Source organism: Haloarchaeobius caseinilyticus (assembly GCF_051207395.1).
Taxonomy (GTDB): domain Archaea; phylum Halobacteriota; class Halobacteria; order Halobacteriales; family Natrialbaceae; genus Haloarchaeobius.
Map to the genome: position 1 here is coordinate 1,507,329 of NZ_JBPJZC010000001.1, position 14,174 is coordinate 1,521,502.

At 66.3% G+C, this 14,174-nt stretch carries 19 protein-coding genes; 6 read left to right on the plus strand and 13 right to left on the minus strand.

What is annotated here, in order from left to right; all coding sequences use genetic code 11:
• Positions 1 to 32 precede the first annotated feature (32 nt).
• On the plus strand, positions 33 to 896 hold the full coding sequence (locus ACSC1P_RS07955; RefSeq protein ID WP_435359604.1) for a dihydrodipicolinate synthase family protein: 864 nt from the start codon (positions 33 to 35) through the stop codon (positions 894 to 896).
• Here the strand turns inward: ACSC1P_RS07955 and ACSC1P_RS07960 are convergent.
• Positions 873 to 1,598: a TOBE domain-containing protein gene (locus tag ACSC1P_RS07960; RefSeq protein WP_435359605.1), complete on the minus strand. Its 726-nt coding sequence runs from the start codon at positions 1,596 to 1,598 to the stop codon at positions 873 to 875. The two genes, ACSC1P_RS07955 and ACSC1P_RS07960, sit on opposite strands and share 24 nt — an antisense overlap.
• A 64-nt stretch (positions 1,599 to 1,662) precedes the next feature.
• Here ACSC1P_RS07960 and ACSC1P_RS07965 point away from each other — a divergent pair, with 64 nt between their 5' ends.
• From ACSC1P_RS07965 to ACSC1P_RS07980, 4 genes are all read left to right on the plus strand, one after another.
• On the plus strand, positions 1,663 to 2,679 hold the full coding sequence (locus ACSC1P_RS07965) for an extracellular solute-binding protein (protein WP_435359606.1): 1,017 nt from the start codon (positions 1,663 to 1,665) through the stop codon (positions 2,677 to 2,679).
• Between the two features lie 69 nt (positions 2,680 to 2,748).
• Positions 2,749 to 3,732, plus strand: coding sequence for an ABC transporter permease (locus tag ACSC1P_RS07970; protein WP_435359607.1), 984 nt, complete (start codon positions 2,749 to 2,751; stop codon positions 3,730 to 3,732).
• Complete coding sequence (locus tag ACSC1P_RS07975) at positions 3,729 to 4,664, plus strand: ABC transporter ATP-binding protein (protein WP_435359608.1); 936 nt, start codon at positions 3,729 to 3,731, stop codon at positions 4,662 to 4,664. Before ACSC1P_RS07970 ends, ACSC1P_RS07975 begins: the two co-directional genes overlap by 4 nt.
• Before the next feature lie 122 nt (positions 4,665 to 4,786).
• Positions 4,787 to 5,254, plus strand: a complete 468-nt coding sequence (locus tag ACSC1P_RS07980; protein ID WP_435359609.1) for a DUF7384 family protein — start codon at positions 4,787 to 4,789, stop codon at positions 5,252 to 5,254.
• A gap of 28 nt (positions 5,255 to 5,282) precedes the next feature.
• Here ACSC1P_RS07980 and ACSC1P_RS07985 read toward each other — a convergent pair whose 3' ends face one another.
• The 4 genes from ACSC1P_RS07985 to ACSC1P_RS08000 all read right to left on the minus strand — a co-directional run bounded on the left by ACSC1P_RS07985 (position 5,283) and on the right by ACSC1P_RS08000 (position 7,995).
• Positions 5,283 to 5,480, minus strand: coding sequence for a hypothetical protein (locus tag ACSC1P_RS07985; protein ID WP_435359610.1), 198 nt, complete (start codon positions 5,478 to 5,480; stop codon positions 5,283 to 5,285).
• Between the two features lie 39 nt (positions 5,481 to 5,519).
• Positions 5,520 to 6,299 carry an SDR family NAD(P)-dependent oxidoreductase gene (locus ACSC1P_RS07990; protein ID WP_435359611.1) on the minus strand — a complete coding sequence of 260 codons (780 nt, stop codon included), beginning with the start codon at positions 6,297 to 6,299 and terminating at the stop codon, positions 5,520 to 5,522.
• A 416-nt stretch (positions 6,300 to 6,715) separates the two neighbouring features.
• Entirely contained in the window at positions 6,716 to 7,279 is a 564-nt protein-coding gene (locus tag ACSC1P_RS07995) for an XTP/dITP diphosphatase (RefSeq protein WP_435359612.1), read from the minus strand.
• Between the two features lie 62 nt (positions 7,280 to 7,341).
• Complete coding sequence (locus tag ACSC1P_RS08000; RefSeq protein WP_435359613.1) at positions 7,342 to 7,995, minus strand: helix-turn-helix domain-containing protein; 654 nt, start codon at positions 7,993 to 7,995, stop codon at positions 7,342 to 7,344.
• Between the two features lie 150 nt (positions 7,996 to 8,145).
• On the opposite strand from ACSC1P_RS08000, the gene ACSC1P_RS08005 reads away from it, so the two are divergent.
• Positions 8,146 to 9,816 carry an NADH-quinone oxidoreductase subunit D gene (locus ACSC1P_RS08005; RefSeq protein WP_435359614.1) on the plus strand — a complete coding sequence of 557 codons (1,671 nt, stop codon included), beginning with the start codon at positions 8,146 to 8,148 and terminating at the stop codon, positions 9,814 to 9,816.
• Position 9,817: 1 nt separating this feature from the next.
• Here the strand turns inward: ACSC1P_RS08005 and ACSC1P_RS08010 are convergent, their stop codons facing one another.
• From ACSC1P_RS08010 to spt4, 8 genes are all read right to left on the minus strand, one after another.
• Positions 9,818 to 10,090 carry a DUF5808 domain-containing protein gene (locus tag ACSC1P_RS08010; protein WP_435359615.1) on the minus strand — a complete coding sequence of 91 codons (273 nt, stop codon included), beginning with the start codon at positions 10,088 to 10,090 and terminating at the stop codon, positions 9,818 to 9,820.
• A 41-nt stretch (positions 10,091 to 10,131) separates the two neighbouring features.
• Positions 10,132 to 10,710, minus strand: a complete 579-nt coding sequence (locus ACSC1P_RS08015) for a VIT1/CCC1 transporter family protein (RefSeq protein WP_435359616.1) — start codon at positions 10,708 to 10,710, stop codon at positions 10,132 to 10,134.
• Positions 10,711 to 10,712: 2 nt separating this feature from the next.
• Positions 10,713 to 11,000, minus strand: coding sequence for a DUF211 domain-containing protein (locus tag ACSC1P_RS08020; RefSeq protein WP_435359617.1), 288 nt, complete (start codon positions 10,998 to 11,000; stop codon positions 10,713 to 10,715).
• A 61-nt stretch (positions 11,001 to 11,061) separates the two neighbouring features.
• A complete protein-coding gene (locus tag ACSC1P_RS08025) occupies positions 11,062 to 12,699 on the minus strand; it encodes a bifunctional N(6)-L-threonylcarbamoyladenine synthase/serine/threonine protein kinase (RefSeq protein ID WP_435359618.1) in 1,638 nt (545 codons plus the stop codon).
• Positions 12,700 to 12,916: 217 nt separating this feature from the next.
• On the minus strand, positions 12,917 to 13,051 hold the full coding sequence (locus ACSC1P_RS08030) for a 30S ribosomal protein S27ae (RefSeq protein ID WP_435359619.1): 135 nt from the start codon (positions 13,049 to 13,051) through the stop codon (positions 12,917 to 12,919).
• A complete protein-coding gene (locus ACSC1P_RS08035) occupies positions 13,051 to 13,353 on the minus strand; it encodes a 30S ribosomal protein S24e (RefSeq protein ID WP_435359620.1) in 303 nt (100 codons plus the stop codon). Before ACSC1P_RS08035 ends, ACSC1P_RS08030 begins: the two co-directional genes overlap by 1 nt.
• 68 nt (positions 13,354 to 13,421) lie before the next feature.
• Complete coding sequence (locus tag ACSC1P_RS08040) at positions 13,422 to 13,970, minus strand: GTP-dependent dephospho-CoA kinase family protein (protein ID WP_435359621.1); 549 nt, start codon at positions 13,968 to 13,970, stop codon at positions 13,422 to 13,424.
• A 5-nt stretch (positions 13,971 to 13,975) separates the two neighbouring features.
• On the minus strand, positions 13,976 to 14,173 hold the full coding sequence (spt4, locus tag ACSC1P_RS08045) for a transcription elongation factor subunit Spt4 (RefSeq protein WP_435359622.1): 198 nt from the start codon (positions 14,171 to 14,173) through the stop codon (positions 13,976 to 13,978).
• Position 14,174: the final 1 nt, after the last annotated feature.

The window sequence follows — 14,174 nt, forward strand, 5'->3', positions numbered from 1 at the left end:
GCCTTATCGGCACCCGCCGAGACGTTCGAACTATGCGAGGCACCGGACTCCCCCTTGTGACGCCGTTCGACGCCGACGAATCCATCGACGAGTCGTCCCTGCGCGAACTCGTCTCGTGGGTCGCCGATTCGGGCGTCGACTTCGTCGTCCCGTGCGGTTCCAACAGCGAAGCCGCGTTGCTCACACCCGAGGAACGAACCCGCGTGGTCGAGGTCGTCGCCGACGAGACCGACTTGCCCGTCGTCGCGGGGACGGGCCATCCCGGACTGGGGCAGACCCTCGACCAGACTGTCGCGGCCGCCGAGGCCGGTGCCGACGCGGCGCTCGTCGTCACACCCTTCTTCCACAAGCACGACCAGGCGACGCTGACGACCTACTACTGCGACGTAGCCGACGAGAGCCCGATTCCCGTCTACTGTTACAGCGTCCCGAAGTACACTGGAACCGTTCTCGAACCCGAGACGCTCGGCGAACTCGCCGCCCACGAGAACATCCACGGACTCAAAGATTCGAGCGGCGACCTCGAAGCCCTCCAGCGAACCGTCGCGGCGACCAAGGACAACGATTTCTCCGTCCTTGTCGGCAGCGGGAGCATCTACGCCGCGGGCCTCGAACACGGCGCAGACGGCGGCGTGCTCGCGATGGCAAACGTCGTCCCGCGGGAGGCGAGCGAGATATTCGACCTGCACGAGTCGGGCGACGAGGCCGCGGCTCGCGAGGCGAACCAGCGACTCGTCGAACTCAACCGGGCCGTCACGGCCCGCTACGGTGTTCCCGGGCTGAAGGCCGCGATGCACCACCGGAACCGACCGGCCGGCCGAACCCGGCGACCGTTCCAACCGGTCGGCGAGGACGCCCGGGCAGAACTCGCCTTACTCCTCGACACCGCGCTCTGACGCGGCTGAACCGGCGACCGGGTCGACCGCGACCGCCCGGGTCGACGTCGCCTTCGCCGTGGCGACCACCGCAGTGCCAGCTGCGAGGTCGAGTCGCTCGACACTGTCCATCGTCACGAGTGCCGACAGGGTCGTGTCCGCACCCACGTCGACCGTGACCGTCGCGACCGACTCGCCAACGTCCATCGAGACGACCGTCCCGTCGAACCGGTTTCGCGCGCTCGTCCCACCGGCCGCCGGCGCGTCGTCGGGCGCGTGCAGCGTCACGGCGTCGGCCCGGAGCCACACCTGGATGGCGGTTCCCGTGGGCGGGACGAGTGCCCGAACCGGCCCGATGGCTGTCTCGACGGTGCCGAGTTCGCCATCGCGCGCGACGATTTCACCGTCGAGGACCGTCTCCGCGGCCGTAGCGACGCCGGCGAACTCGGTCCGGAGACGGTCGAACCGGGCGAGCAGGTCGCGCGCACGACTCGTGAGCCGACTCCCGCCGCCGCCTGCGCCCCCGCGCTGGCGCTCGACCAGTGAACCGAACGCTCCTTCGAGCGATTGCAAGCGGTCGAGCGACCGGGCGTACGACCGGCCGAGGTCCGAGGCTGCGCGGTTGAGCGACCCCGCATCGTCGATGGCTCGCAGCAGTGCGGCGTCGTGTGGCCCGAAGGTCAACCCATCGACACGCAGTCCTGCCTCGAACTCGCCTTCCATATGCCCTCGTCGCCCAGAAGTGGGAAAACCGTTATGTCACGTCGGTAAGAATCGCGTTATATCTATGTCGGAACAACGCACGTCACGGCGACGGTTCCTCGCCGGAACAGCGGCGACAGCCACCGCAGGACTCGCGGGATGTATCTCTTCGTTCACTGGTGGCAGTGGCGGTAACTCGATGACCATCTTCCACGCAGGGAGTCTCTCGGCCCCGTTCGAAACGGCCGAAAAGTCGTTCGAAGACAGCGAAGACGTCGAGGTCGCCCGCGAGCCGAAGGGGTCTGTCGGCTCGACGAAGAAGATCACCGAGCAGGAGAAGGCCGCAGAAGTCCTCGGCGTCTCCGACTTCCGACTCATCCGTGACATGGTCGTCCCCGACTTCGGGAGTTGGTACAGCATCTTCGCGACGAACGCGATGGCCATCGCCTACACCGACGAATCGACCGGCGCGGACGAGTTCTCGACCGACACCTGGTGGGAGGTCCTCGCGCGCGACGACGTGAACTTCGCCCACAGCGACCCGGCCGTCGACCCGAACGGCTACCGCTCCGTGATGACGATGAAGCTCGGCGCGAAGGAGTTCGAGGGCGAGGCGCTGTACGACCAGTCGACGGCGGACAAACTCGTCGAGAAGGCGACCATCCCCTCGGGCACCGAGACCGAACTCCTCGCCCAACTCGAATCCGGCGAACTCGACTACGCCTGGGGCTACAAGTCCGCCGCGGCCAGTCACGACACGAAGGTCATCGACCTCCAGCCGGCGGTCAACCTCGCCGTCGCCGACCAGAAACACGCCGAACACTACGCGAAGGCCGAGGTCAACGCTGGCGGCGAAACCTACACCGGCGCGCCCATCGCCTACGGCATCACGGTCCCCGACGTGGCCGAGAATCCCGACCTCGGCGCGAACTGGGTCGAGTTCCTCGCCTCCGAGGAGGGGAAAGGCATTCTGACGGACAACGGCTTCTCGCCCGTCTCGCCGCTGGTCGTCCCGCAGAGCATGCAGGACTCGGTCCCCGAGAACATCATGTCGAACGCCGAGGCGAAACAGGCGCTCGGCCCGCTCGGACTGTCGAAGTAGCGCGCGACTTTTCACTCCCTACCGTCTCACCACGAACAACAGACCCACTCCACGCACACTGCCCACCCAATGTCGACAGACCACGCCACACCGACGACGGCCGGACTGACCGAGAGCATCGGCCGTGGCTCGCTGGCGCTCGCCGTCGCGACCGTCCAACTCCTCGTCTTCGCCGGCTTCGTCCTCGTCGACCGGCCGACGCTGTACGTCCCGGTCGCGCTCGCCAGCGCCGCCGGCCTCGGCTACGCCAGTGGGCGTGGCTGGTTCGGCATGGCGACCGCCACCCTCGGAAGTGTCCTGTTGCTGGCACTCGCGCTCCCACTCGGACTATTCGTCGCCAGACAGAAGCCGGACCTGCTCGCCGACACCGTCACCGACCCAGCCGTCCACCAGATGCTCTACCTGACGGTGTACGCGCCGCTGGTCGCGGCGGTCGGCGCGCTCCTCTTCGGCGTCCCACTCGCCTACCTGCTCGCGCGTGGCTTCCCCGGCCAGTCCGTCGTCGCCGCGCTCGTCGACCTCCCGCTCGTCGTCCCACACTCCGTCGCAGGTATCCTCATCCTGTTCGGCTTCGGTCGAAGGGGAATCTTCCCCGGCTTTTCGGTGCTCGGTACGATGCTCGGGATGATACTCGCGCTCACCTTCGTCGCCGCGCCGTTCGCCGTGAACGCCGCCCGCGACGCCTTCGAGGCGGTCGACGAGCGACTGGAGTACGCCGCGCGCAGTCACGGGGCGAGTCGCGCCCAGACGTTCTGGCGCGTGAGCCTCCCGCTGGCCGGCCGCGGCATCGCCACCGGCGGTGTCCTCGCGTGGGCCCGCGGCGTGAGCGAGTTCGGGGCGGTCGCCGTCGTCGCCTACACGGTCGACTTCTTCTACCCGCCCGCGGGCGGAACGGTTCCGGGGACGCACGCGCCGGTGTACATCTACAAGCAGTACAATCAGGCCGGCCTCGACGCCTCGGGGTCGGTCGCGTTCATCTTGCTCGTCCTCTCGGCGTGTATCTTCCTGCTCGTGCGCTGGCTCGGCTTCGGTAAACTCGGAGGTGCGTCGTGAGCCTCGACTTCGCCGTGCAGGCACGCTTCACCGCACCCGGCGCGGAGCCGTTCACGGTCGACGCCGAACTCACCGTCGAGACGGGCGAGACGCTCGTCGTCCTCGGCCCCAGCGGAAGCGGCAAGACACTCCTGCTGGAGTGTGTCGGCGGCCACCACCCGCACGACGGCCGCGTCGTCAACCACGGAGTGGACTGCACTGACTCGCCGCCCGAAACGAGGGGCTTCGGCTTCGTCTTTCAGGACTACGCACTGTTCCCGCACATGACCGCCCGCGAGAACGTCGCCTTCGGGACCGACTACCACGACGAATCGGGCGACCCCGACGAGCAACTGGCCGAACTCGGCGTCTCCCACCTCGCTGACCGCTACCCGACGACGCTCTCCGGTGGCGAACAGCAGCGCGTCGCGCTCGCTCGTTCGCTCGTCATCGACCCCGGCGTGCTGTTGCTGGACGAGCCACTATCGGCACTCGACGCGCCGACGCGTCGAAGCCTTCGTGGCGACCTCGCAGCCGTCCTCGACGACGTGACGGCCTGCTACGTCACGCACGACCGGACGACCGCGCGGGCACTGGGTGACCGCGTCGCCGTGATGGACGGTGGCGAAGTCGTGCAAGTCGGCACGCCCGAGTCGGTGTTCGAACGCCCGCGAACCGCCTTCGTCGCGCGGTTCGTCGGCGCGAACGTCCTGCCAGGCGACCTCGTCGAATCTGACGCCGACACCGTGGCGATTCGGCCGGAACACCTCCAACTCGGTGCGGGTGAGTTACGCGGCGAAGTCGAGCGCGCCGTCCGCGAAGAGACCGCAACTCGGGTGACCCTCGACGTGGAGGGCACGCGAATCGACGCGCTGGTACAAGAGCCACCGGCAGTCGGCGAGACGGTCGCCGTCTCACTTCCTGACGCCCGCGTCGTCGCACTCGACGAGTAGCGTTTTCTCCCGGCACCCCGTCGTCGTGCGTATGACCTGGCGCGAACTGTTCGACCGTGTCGATTCGTCCGACGTGACCGTCGAGGACATCGAGACTGCGCTCAAGCAGCGACGCGAGGCCGATGACTGACGCCGCAGCGCGGGTCGTCGCTGACGCCGACGTACTGGCTGCCGACTTACTCGTCGGTGGGGCCAGCCGCGACGCGCTCGACCACGTCCGCGAGCACTCGTGGGTGACGCTCGTCGCCAGTGAGCACCTCTTGGACGACGCCGAGGCCGTCATCGCCGACCTCGCCGACACAGACCTCGCGGCCGACTGGCGCGAGCGCATCGAAGAGGAGGCCGAACTCGTCGAGCACCCGGCGAGTGACCATCCGGCGCTGGCCTCGGCCTACCGCGGCGAGGCGGCGCACGTCCTCAGCTTCGACGAGAACCTCAGAAGTGTCGAGGCTGGCGCGTCGCTCAACTCGCGGCTGTCGGTGAGCGTTCGCTCGCCGGATGCCTTCGCGCGGCTGTTCGACGCCGGGAGCCTGTACGAGGCAGTCGTCGGCGGCGAGTATCCCGGACCGGACCGGGACCCCCGCGCCTGACCGACTGTGAGAATTCGCAGGCTGTTACCTACTGCTTCAACGAGCGGCGCAGCAGGGTGTACACGACGACGAAATCGACCGGAATTATCGCGAGGACCAGCCAGAACATCGTCGAACCGAACTCGAACGTGAACGCGACGATGGCAAGCATCAGCGCGCCACCGCCTGCGGCGAGCAGCGCGAACTGGTCGGGACCGAGACCTGCAGGGAGGGACTGTTCTGCCATGCGCGAAGCTATGCGAAACCGAACAGGTAAGAATGTTGATTACCGGTCGTCGTTCACGCGACGGGTGAGTCGCCGAAGGACCGGTTTCGGCGTGACCCGAGCCAGCATCGTCAGTGCCTTCATCGGTAACCCAGGCACGACGACTGCCTTCCCCTGCATCGTGCCCTCGTAGCCGGCCTTGCCGACTTGTTCGACCGAGTGCGTGAACGTCGACCCGACAGTCGAGTGACCCATCCCGGCTCGCGACTGGAACTCGGTGTCGACCGGCCCGGGACAGAGAACGGTCGCGCTCACGTCGCTCTCGCGCAACTCCTCGGCGAGTGCCTCGGTGAACGAGTTCACGTACGCCTTGCTGGCGTAGTAGCCGGCCATGAACGGCCCGGGCTGGAACCCCGCGACCGAGCCGACGTTGAGGATTTTGCCCGAGCCGCGGGCGGTGAAGTCGTCGAGGAACAGCCGTGTGAGCGTGACGAGCGTCGTGACGTTCAGCCGGAGCTGTGTCAGTTCCCGGTCGAGGTCGGACTCGGCGAACGGGCCGTACGTCCCGATACCGACGTTGTTGACGAGGACCCCCACGTCGAGGTCTTGCTCGTGGACCTCGTCGTAGAGTTCCTGCGGTGCGTCGTCGTCGTCGAGATCCTTCACGATGGTCGTGACTGTGACGCCGTATCGTGATTCGAGTTCGTCTGCGGCTTCGTCGAGGACTGCCTCGCGGCGCGCGACGAGGACGAGGTCGTGACCGTGGCGAGCGAACTGTCGGGCGAGTTCGCGGCCGATACCGGCGGAGGCACCCGTGATGAGGGCGGTGTCGCGGTTCATGGTGGAGTCGCCGGGTTCCGGGCGAGTAATCCTTCGGTTTCCGGTTGACAGTGTGCTGTGTGGAGTATGGCGAACAGGCGGTGCTGGCCGTCGACGCTGGTCCGACGTTGCACCGCTCACCCGCCGAGTTCGCCGGACCACGATGGTCGTTAGAGGATGTGCTGGCTGGCCGCGTTTTCGTACTTGAATCTGCGGTCGTCGACGAGACTGAGGATTCTGAAGAGCAGTTCACGAATGCCGACGGAACATGACCGCAGCCACACCCTCCCCATCCGATTCCGCTCCTCACCTCACTCGCTCCGCTTCGTTCGGCTGCGGTGCTCATCCCTCGCGCGACTACGCCTCGCAGTCTCGCTCTCGCTCAAATTGCTCACCAGCGCGCGCCAGAGTGATAGTTCCGAAAAAGTGGCAGCCCCTCAGCGCGGGCCCTTTCGCTCGGCCGGTTCCGCCGCCAGCCAGTCCGCGAACTTGGCGAGGGCACGCCCGCGGTGGCTGATGGCGTTCTTCTCCTCGGCGGTCATCTCGGCCATCGTCTGCCCGTCGTGTTCGAAGATGGGGTCGTAGCCGAACCCGCCCTCGCCGCGCGGGGCGACGATGCGGCCCGGAACTGCGCCCTCGAAGGAGACACTCTCGTCGCCGTCGTAGTACACCATCACGGTGCGGAAGTACGCCCGGTCGTTCGCCTCGGCGTCGACGAGGTCGTACACGCGCTCGACGCCGAGCGTGTGCTGGACGTAGGAGGAGTACGGCCCGGGGAAGCCGTCGAAGGCGTCACAGAACAGGCCGGAGTCGTCGACGAGAACGGGCTCCTCGCCACCGAGGTGTTCGAAGGCCTCGCGTGCGCCGTGTTCGGCGATGTCCGCGAGGTCGTCGCTCTGAATCTCGGTGTAGTCGTAGTTCACCTGCTCGACCGGTTCAGAAAGGTACTCACGGGCTTCGCGCACCTTTCCCTCGTTGCTCGTCACGAAGCGAATCGTCATGTGCGAGAGGCGGGTGGCGCGCGGCAAAGAGGCGTCGGTTGCTGGTCGAGTGTCCACAGAAGTCAGCAGTCGAGGTCGCCCATCACGGCGGACTCGGCTTTCCGGAGGTGTTCGGTCGCGGTCCCGGGCGCACAGTCCATCTCGGCGGCGACTTCGGCGACGCTCGCACCACGCGGCACGTCGTAGTAGCCGAGGCGCTGGGCAGTTCTGACGGCCTCGCGCTGGCGGTCGGTCAGCCCGGCACCGACCGCACTCGGGTCGGCCTCGTAGTCACCGAGGCGGTCGACCGAGACGGAGATGTCGTCGGGCGTGGCGGCGAACGCCTGACGGATGCGGTCCGGGTCGCCGACGATGCCGAACGAGACGGTGCGGTCCATGTGGTAGCGAAGCGGCGGGACTGGGACCAGACTCAGCTTCGAGAACGCGCCGATGAGTTGCTCGCCGGTCTCGTCCATCTCGTCTAAGACGTAGACGTAGAACTCGTCGTCACCGAGCGGAGCGACCTCGTACTCCCGAATCGACGGTATCTCGGAGAGCCGCTGCTCGTACGCCTCGCGGTCGCCACGGATGTGGAACAGCAACGTGTTCGCCGGTTCGGTCGCGTGGTTCCAGTGGACGAGTCGGTACTGGTCGTACCCGCCGTGGTCGCAGACGAACTCGTGCATCGGATGAATCGTCTCGGACGAGTGTCCGAGTGTGACGCGGAGGTACTTCACGTCGAGACTACTCGCCCGCCCGACACTTAAACGGCCTAGACAGTGGCGCAGAAACGCCGTGTTCGAGCGCCCACCTTCTTCGCGTATGCGACTAGCGAGCAGACGCGACGAGACACCAGCGAGACGTGACGAGGTGTGGGGCCGACACCGATGAATCAGCAAGAGCCACCGAAGATAGTTGCCGAGCAGCAGTCGGGACCCGACTGCGAGACCCCAGCAGACTTCGACGCACTCCTCGGCGACTACGTCCTCGACCACGAAGACCACCTGAACGCGCCAGCCATCGTCATCCGGCCGGATGAGGTGCAGGCCGTCCTCTCGACGCTTCGGACCGAGGCGGGCTACGACCACTGCTCGTGTGTGACCGCCCAGCAGTACGACGACCGCTTCGAGACCGTCTACCACCTGAAGTCCTACGACGACCCGACCGACGAGGTCAGCGTCGTCGTTCCGACGAGCCTTGCAGACCCGCGGAGCGAGTCGGCCGCGCCTGTCTACGAAACCGCGAACTGGCACGAGCGAGAGGCGTACGACCTCGTCGGTATCCAGTACGAGGACCACCCTGACCTGCGCCGAATCCTCCTCCCGCGGACGTGGCAGGGCCACCCCCTCTCGCAGGACTACGACCAGAATAGTCCACAGGTCGTGCCACTGGAGGAACACGCAAATCCACTGCAAGCGGACCACCGCGAGCAGGACACGATGCTGTTGAACATCGGCCCACACCACCCGTCGACCCACGGCGTCCTCCACGTCGAGACGGTCCTCGACGGCGAGACAGTCGTCGACGTGGAACCGGACATCGGCTTCATCCACCGCTGCGAGGAGCAGATGTGCCAGCAGGGAACCTACCGGCACCAGATAATGCCGTACCCCGACCGCTGGGACTGGGCCTCGTCGGGCCTGTTGAACGAGTGGGCCTACGCCCGCGCGGCAGAAGACCTCGCGGACATCGACGTGCCGGCGTACGCGAGACTCGTCCGAACGATGGGTGCCGAACTCTGCCGCATCGCTTCGCACATGCTCGCTGTCGCCACCTACGCGTTGGACGTCTACGGCGAGTTCACGGCCGTCTTCCAGTACGGTATCCGCGACCGCGAGAAAGTGCTGGGCCTGCTCGAAGACCTCACGGGCCAGCGGATGATGTTCAACTACCTCCGACTCGGCGGGGTCGCGTGGGACCTCCCCGAACCGCGCGAGGAGTTCTTCGAGAAGATTCGGTCCGTCCTCGAAACCTTCCCGCGAGCCATCGAGGAGTACCACGACCTGCTCACTGCGAACGAACTGTTCCAGGTTCGGACCGTCGACACGGGCTACCTCTCGCCCGAAGAGGCGAAGCAACACGGCTGTACGGGGCCGGTCGCTCGTGGCTCTGGCATCGACTACGACCTGCGCCGCGACGACCCCTACGGCTTCTACGACCGCCTCGACTGGGAGGTCGCGACGCGACCCGAGGGCGACAACTTCGCGCGCGTCCTCGTCCGCCTGCAAGAGGTCGAAGAGAGCGCGAAGATCATCGAACAGTGTGTCAGCCTGCTCGAATCGTGGCCCGACGACGACCGAACCATCCAGTCGAACGTTCCCCGGACGCTCAAACCCGACGCCGACACCGAGACGTATCGCGCCGTCGAGGGCGCGAAGGGCGAACTCGGTATCTACATTCGGGCGGACGGGACCGACTCGCCGGCGCGCTTCAAGATTCGCAGTCCGTGTTTCTCGAACCTCTCCGCGCTCCCGACCATGGCCGAGGGCGAGTACGTGCCCGACCTGGTCGCGTCGCTGGGGAGTCTGGATACGATAATGGGAGAAGTCGACCGGTAGTTCAGTCTTCGACGACGACTTCGACCGGCTCGTCCTCGACGTCTTCGCCGCCCTTCGACTTGCCACGCTCCATCCAGAGCATCCCACCAGCGACGGCGAGGACGACCCACGAGCGCCAGTTGGCGAGGTTGAGCGTGTACCCGATACCGAACGGCTTCTTCACGAGCATTCCCTCGCCTGGCTCCCAGTACGACGAGATCATACGACTCATACTGGGGCGTTCGAAGTTGTACGGGATACCGAGAATTTCACCGGAGGTCGGTTTGTCGGCCATACGGAACTGTATGCTCGTTGTGGGTAAAAACGTACCTCCTCTCAGCCCGGCAACACGACGTTGACGACAGCGACGAGCAGTCCGGCGAGCGCCATCCTGACCCCTGTCACCAGCCAGTTAAGTTCCGCGATAGAGCCCATGTAGGCCCCGAACCCGAACAGCAGGCCGACGCCGACGCCGACCGAGCAGAGTGTCGCCTGTAGCAGTGATAGTGACCAGCCCTCGAACAGAAAGGGAACCAGCGGCAGCAACGTCCCGACGAGCGGTCCGAACCCGCTCGCGAGCGCGTTCACCGTCCGAGCCGCGCGGTCTTCGCGGTGGAGTCGCGTGTCGTTGAGGTCGCGCAGCATCGCCCGTTCGAGTTCGCGGCGCTCACTGAGTTTCTCGGCGCGCTCTATCTCCCAGACGCTCCACACGCCGGACGTACACAGACCGACCGCACCACCGACGCCGACGAGGACGACCGTCCGACCATCCGGCACGCCCGAGAGGTACGCGCCGGTTGCCACGCCGATACTGGTGAGTGTCCCGTCGAAGCCGTTGGAGACGAAGTACCGGCGAGAGATGGATCGGACGTCAGGACGGCCGACGACCGCTCTGAACGCGTCGAGTCGGCCCATGGTCAGTCCTGTGGGGTTTCTGCCTGTTCGATGAATCGATCACCACACGCCACCTCGTCGATGGAGTGGACCGATCCACCGAGGTCTTCGACGAGTTCACGAACCGTCTCGAACGACACGTCCGCCCCCTCGACCGTGAGCTGTATCGTCTCGACCTGTCGGTCCGTCTCGACCAGTACGACGTTGACACCTTCGACTCCGTCGAGCCCCGCGACCTCCGTCGCGTACCGGACCGTGTTCGGCTCGTGCGGTTTCATCACGTCGAGGACGAGGCGGCGAATCGACGACATTCGTGTGGACGACTTCGTGTCGAATCCCCTTCAAGCCGACCCCGGGGCCGCCAGCCCGGTGCTAGGACTGGTACCGGCCGCGCCCTTCGACCGCTTCGAGCCGGGCGAGCACGGTGTCTGCTTGCCCACTGGCAGCCCGATAGGCCTCGCGCACGGCTTCCCGAAGTGGTTCCGGGTCGTCGGCCGTCCCGACGAGGCTCTGGTCGAACACGTGTAGGTCCATCGCGTAGTCCTCCACGTGGTCGGTGTGGTAGCCGAGGCCGAAGTCGATGAGGTAGGTGCGGCCCGGTTCGGCCCCGTTGTCGGCACCGTCAGAACCAGCCGCGACCCGGACGTTCCGCGTCGTCGGGTCGCCGTGAACGAAACCGGCGTCGTGGATGGCTGCGAGGTGTCGGCCCACGTCGCGCACACCTGACTCGGTACAGTGCTCGCGGAGGTCCAGGTCGCCGACGAACGCGAAGGTGATGCTCGCCTCTGCGGTGTCCACGTCCCTGACGACCGGCGTCGGGACGCCCTCACGCCGTGCCTGACTGGTGAGTCTGGCTTCGAGGACAGTCCGGTCTCGGCGCAGCGTCTCGTCCAATTCGGGATGGCGGTACGACTTCGGCACGCGTCGCTTCACGACGGTATCGTCCTCGAACGAGACGACTGCCTCGGCACCACGGACCGTCTCGCCCGCTTCCGGACTCACGTGGACGTCTTCGGTCGCCCCACGCCACGTCACTGGCACCTGGTCGGGACGGTAGTCCGGGTTCACCGCCGAGTCCTCGACGGCGATAGTGTCTCCCGCGTTGGCCATCTTCGCGCCCAGCAGGGCGATCATCCCGGCGTTGTCCCGCAGGAAGCGCGGGTCCGGCGCGTAGAACGAGGCACCGCGTTCGTCGCACATCGTCTCCAGCATCTCCCGAAGGCGCGCGTTCTGGCCGACGCCGCCGCCGAGGACGAGTTCGTCGCTGCCCGTCAGCGACAGGGCACGCTCTGCGACTTCGGTGAGCATCCCGAAGATGTGCTCTTGCAGGCCGAAACAGACGTTTTCGACGGACTCGCCGTCGTCGTAGACCTGCTTCGCCGCGCTCATGATGCCCGAGAAGGAGAAGTCCATCCCCTTCACGACGTACGGCATCTCACAGAACTCGCCGTCTTTCGCGTGCGCCTCGACCTTCGGCCCGCCGGGGTGCGACCAGCCGACGTGGCGCGTGAACTTGTCGATGGCGTTGCCGACGCCGGTGTCCATCGTCTCGCCGAGGACGCGATAGCGGCCGTTCCGGTAGCCCAGCAGGTGGGCGTTCGCACCGCTCGCGTTCAGACAGACCGGCGAGTCGAAGCCGGACTGGTGGCGCCCGACCTCGAGGTGGGCCACCATGTGATTCACGCCGACGAGCGGGACGTCGAGCGTCTGCGAGAGCGCCCGCGCGGCAGTTCCGACAGTGCGGAGACACGGTCCGAGGCCGGGTCCCTGCGAGAACGCCACCGCGTCGATTGCCGGACCGTCGCCGTCGTGGGTCGCGCGCGCCTCGTCGAGGACCATCCCGACGACTTCGGGAATCGCCTCGTGCATGTGCTCGGCGGCCTCACGCGGGTGGATACCGCCACTTTCGGGCTCGTACGCGTCTGACTCGATGGTCGTCTCGTCGGTCGCGTCGTCGTACAACGCGGCGCTCGCACACCACGCTGTCCCTTCGATGCCGAGGACGCGCACTCAGACCACCCTGCCGACGGCTCGCCGGCCAGTTGCACTCGCCGCTCGTCCGTCGCTACGCACCAGTCGTCGCATTGGTCAGTCGTCACGGAGTCGGACGTGGACGGAAAAGACGACTTCGGTATCGAGCGAACGCAGAGACACGGCTACGGCTCAGCGAGGAGTGATAGGCGAGAGAACGAACCGAAAATCGGTCAGTTGGGAATCGGTCGTCGCGTTACTCCCACTCGGTGTAGGAGCACTTGCCGCAGTGCTTGCGGTCGCCGTAGTCGCCGAGGAAGGTGTCCCCGCAGCGCGGGCACTGTTCCTTGGTCGGCTGACCGTCGTCGTCGTAGTACTCGTAGCGCGCCATTATGCCTCCTCGCCCTCTTCGGTGGCGCCGATCTTGTTCCGCTCGAGCATGTGCTCCTGCTCGACCTCCTGGGCGCGCGCGGCCGAGTCGTAGACCTTCGCGAGACCGACGGTCTTTCGCATGCCGAACTTGGTGTCCAGTTTGCGAACGACGACTTCGTCGGCGTCCTTGTTCAGCTTGGCCGCGAGAGAGTCTCGAACCGACAGACGCGAGGGGGTCGCCTCGTCGTGAACCATTTCGAACTTGACGTCCGTTCGGTGCAACATGGGGTTCTCCTGTTCGGAGAGGATTTCGATATCCATGATATCCAGTTACCTATACCTTCCCCTCGTCGCGGGTAAAAGGATTTCGAAGCCAGAGGCGAAAGTGGCTAGAAGAGGTCGAAAAAGCGCTCTGTATCGCCGTCCATCCGCTCGATGAGGTCCCGAATCTCCGCCTGTCCCGCGGCTGTCACCTGTACGTGGACCATTCCCACGTCCGGCTGGCCGTACACGACACTCCCACCGACCGGCGCGGCGAGCACCGCGGGCAGGACCGCGAGGTCTTCCTCGCCGTCGACGAACACCGTCGTCGGTCCCTCGCTCGCGAGCGCGTCACGTAACGCGACCACGAGTTCTTCGGTCAGCGTTCCGGCCGGGTTCGGGACGCGCACGTCGGGTTCGACGGCGACCGTCTCACGAACGTCGTCCTCGACTCGCTCACGCTTCGTCTGCTCGTCGACGAGCGCCACGTCCGGGTCGCGGCCCGCGCGAACCAGATGGTACGTGACGATGTCGCCGACGGCGACGAGTGGCCCGTCCACGTCCGCCAGAAGTATCTCGGCGTCGGTTTCGACCGGCCCCATCGGGTCCTTGAACGCGCTCCGGAGTTCGCGAGGGAGCGTGAGCAGAACCGTCCCGTCCGGGTCGTCCTCGGGCACGGTCGTTATCGGACTTTCAGGGCGTAACTGCCCGGCTCGGTGACTTCCATCTCACGGGCGATTTCGGACTCTTCGGGGTGGGCGATGACGACGTAGCCCGCCCAGTCCTCGGTCAGCGAGGTGGAACCACAGGACTCACACTGGTCGTGGTCCGGTTCGTTGACCCGATGGCACTCGCGACAGACGAGACGTTTCGACGCCATC

Bases quoted from the DNA above. Each gene is read 5' to 3' on its own strand.
- ACSC1P_RS08015 (WP_435359616.1), bottom strand. From the start codon at position 10,710: ATGGGCCGACTCGACGCGTTCAGAGCGGTCGTCGGCCGTCCTGACGTC.
- ACSC1P_RS07965 (WP_435359606.1), top strand. From the start codon at position 1,663: ATGTCGGAACAACGCACGTCACGGCGACGGTTCCTCGCCGGAACAGCG.
- ACSC1P_RS07995 (WP_435359612.1), bottom strand. From the start codon at position 7,279: ATGACGATTCGCTTCGTGACGAGCAACGAGGGAAAGGTGCGCGAAGCC.
- ACSC1P_RS07985 (WP_435359610.1), bottom strand. From the start codon at position 5,480: ATGGCAGAACAGTCCCTCCCTGCAGGTCTCGGTCCCGACCAGTTCGCG.
- ACSC1P_RS07960 (WP_435359605.1), bottom strand. From the start codon at position 1,598: ATGGAAGGCGAGTTCGAGGCAGGACTGCGTGTCGATGGGTTGACCTTC.
- ACSC1P_RS07990 (WP_435359611.1), bottom strand. From the start codon at position 6,299: ATGAACCGCGACACCGCCCTCATCACGGGTGCCTCCGCCGGTATCGGC.
- ACSC1P_RS07980 (WP_435359609.1), top strand. From the start codon at position 4,787: ATGACTGACGCCGCAGCGCGGGTCGTCGCTGACGCCGACGTACTGGCT.
- ACSC1P_RS07970 (WP_435359607.1), top strand. From the start codon at position 2,749: ATGTCGACAGACCACGCCACACCGACGACGGCCGGACTGACCGAGAGC.
- ACSC1P_RS08005 (WP_435359614.1), top strand. From the start codon at position 8,146: ATGAATCAGCAAGAGCCACCGAAGATAGTTGCCGAGCAGCAGTCGGGA.
- ACSC1P_RS08020 (WP_435359617.1), bottom strand. From the start codon at position 11,000: ATGTCGTCGATTCGCCGCCTCGTCCTCGACGTGATGAAACCGCACGAG.
- ACSC1P_RS08035 (WP_435359620.1), bottom strand. From the start codon at position 13,353: ATGGATATCGAAATCCTCTCCGAACAGGAGAACCCCATGTTGCACCGA.
- ACSC1P_RS08030 (WP_435359619.1), bottom strand. From the start codon at position 13,051: ATGGCGCGCTACGAGTACTACGACGACGACGGTCAGCCGACCAAGGAA.
- ACSC1P_RS08010 (WP_435359615.1), bottom strand. From the start codon at position 10,090: ATGGCCGACAAACCGACCTCCGGTGAAATTCTCGGTATCCCGTACAAC.
- spt4 (WP_435359622.1), bottom strand. From the start codon at position 14,173: ATGGCGTCGAAACGTCTCGTCTGTCGCGAGTGCCATCGGGTCAACGAA.
- ACSC1P_RS07955 (WP_435359604.1), top strand. From the start codon at position 33: ATGCGAGGCACCGGACTCCCCCTTGTGACGCCGTTCGACGCCGACGAA.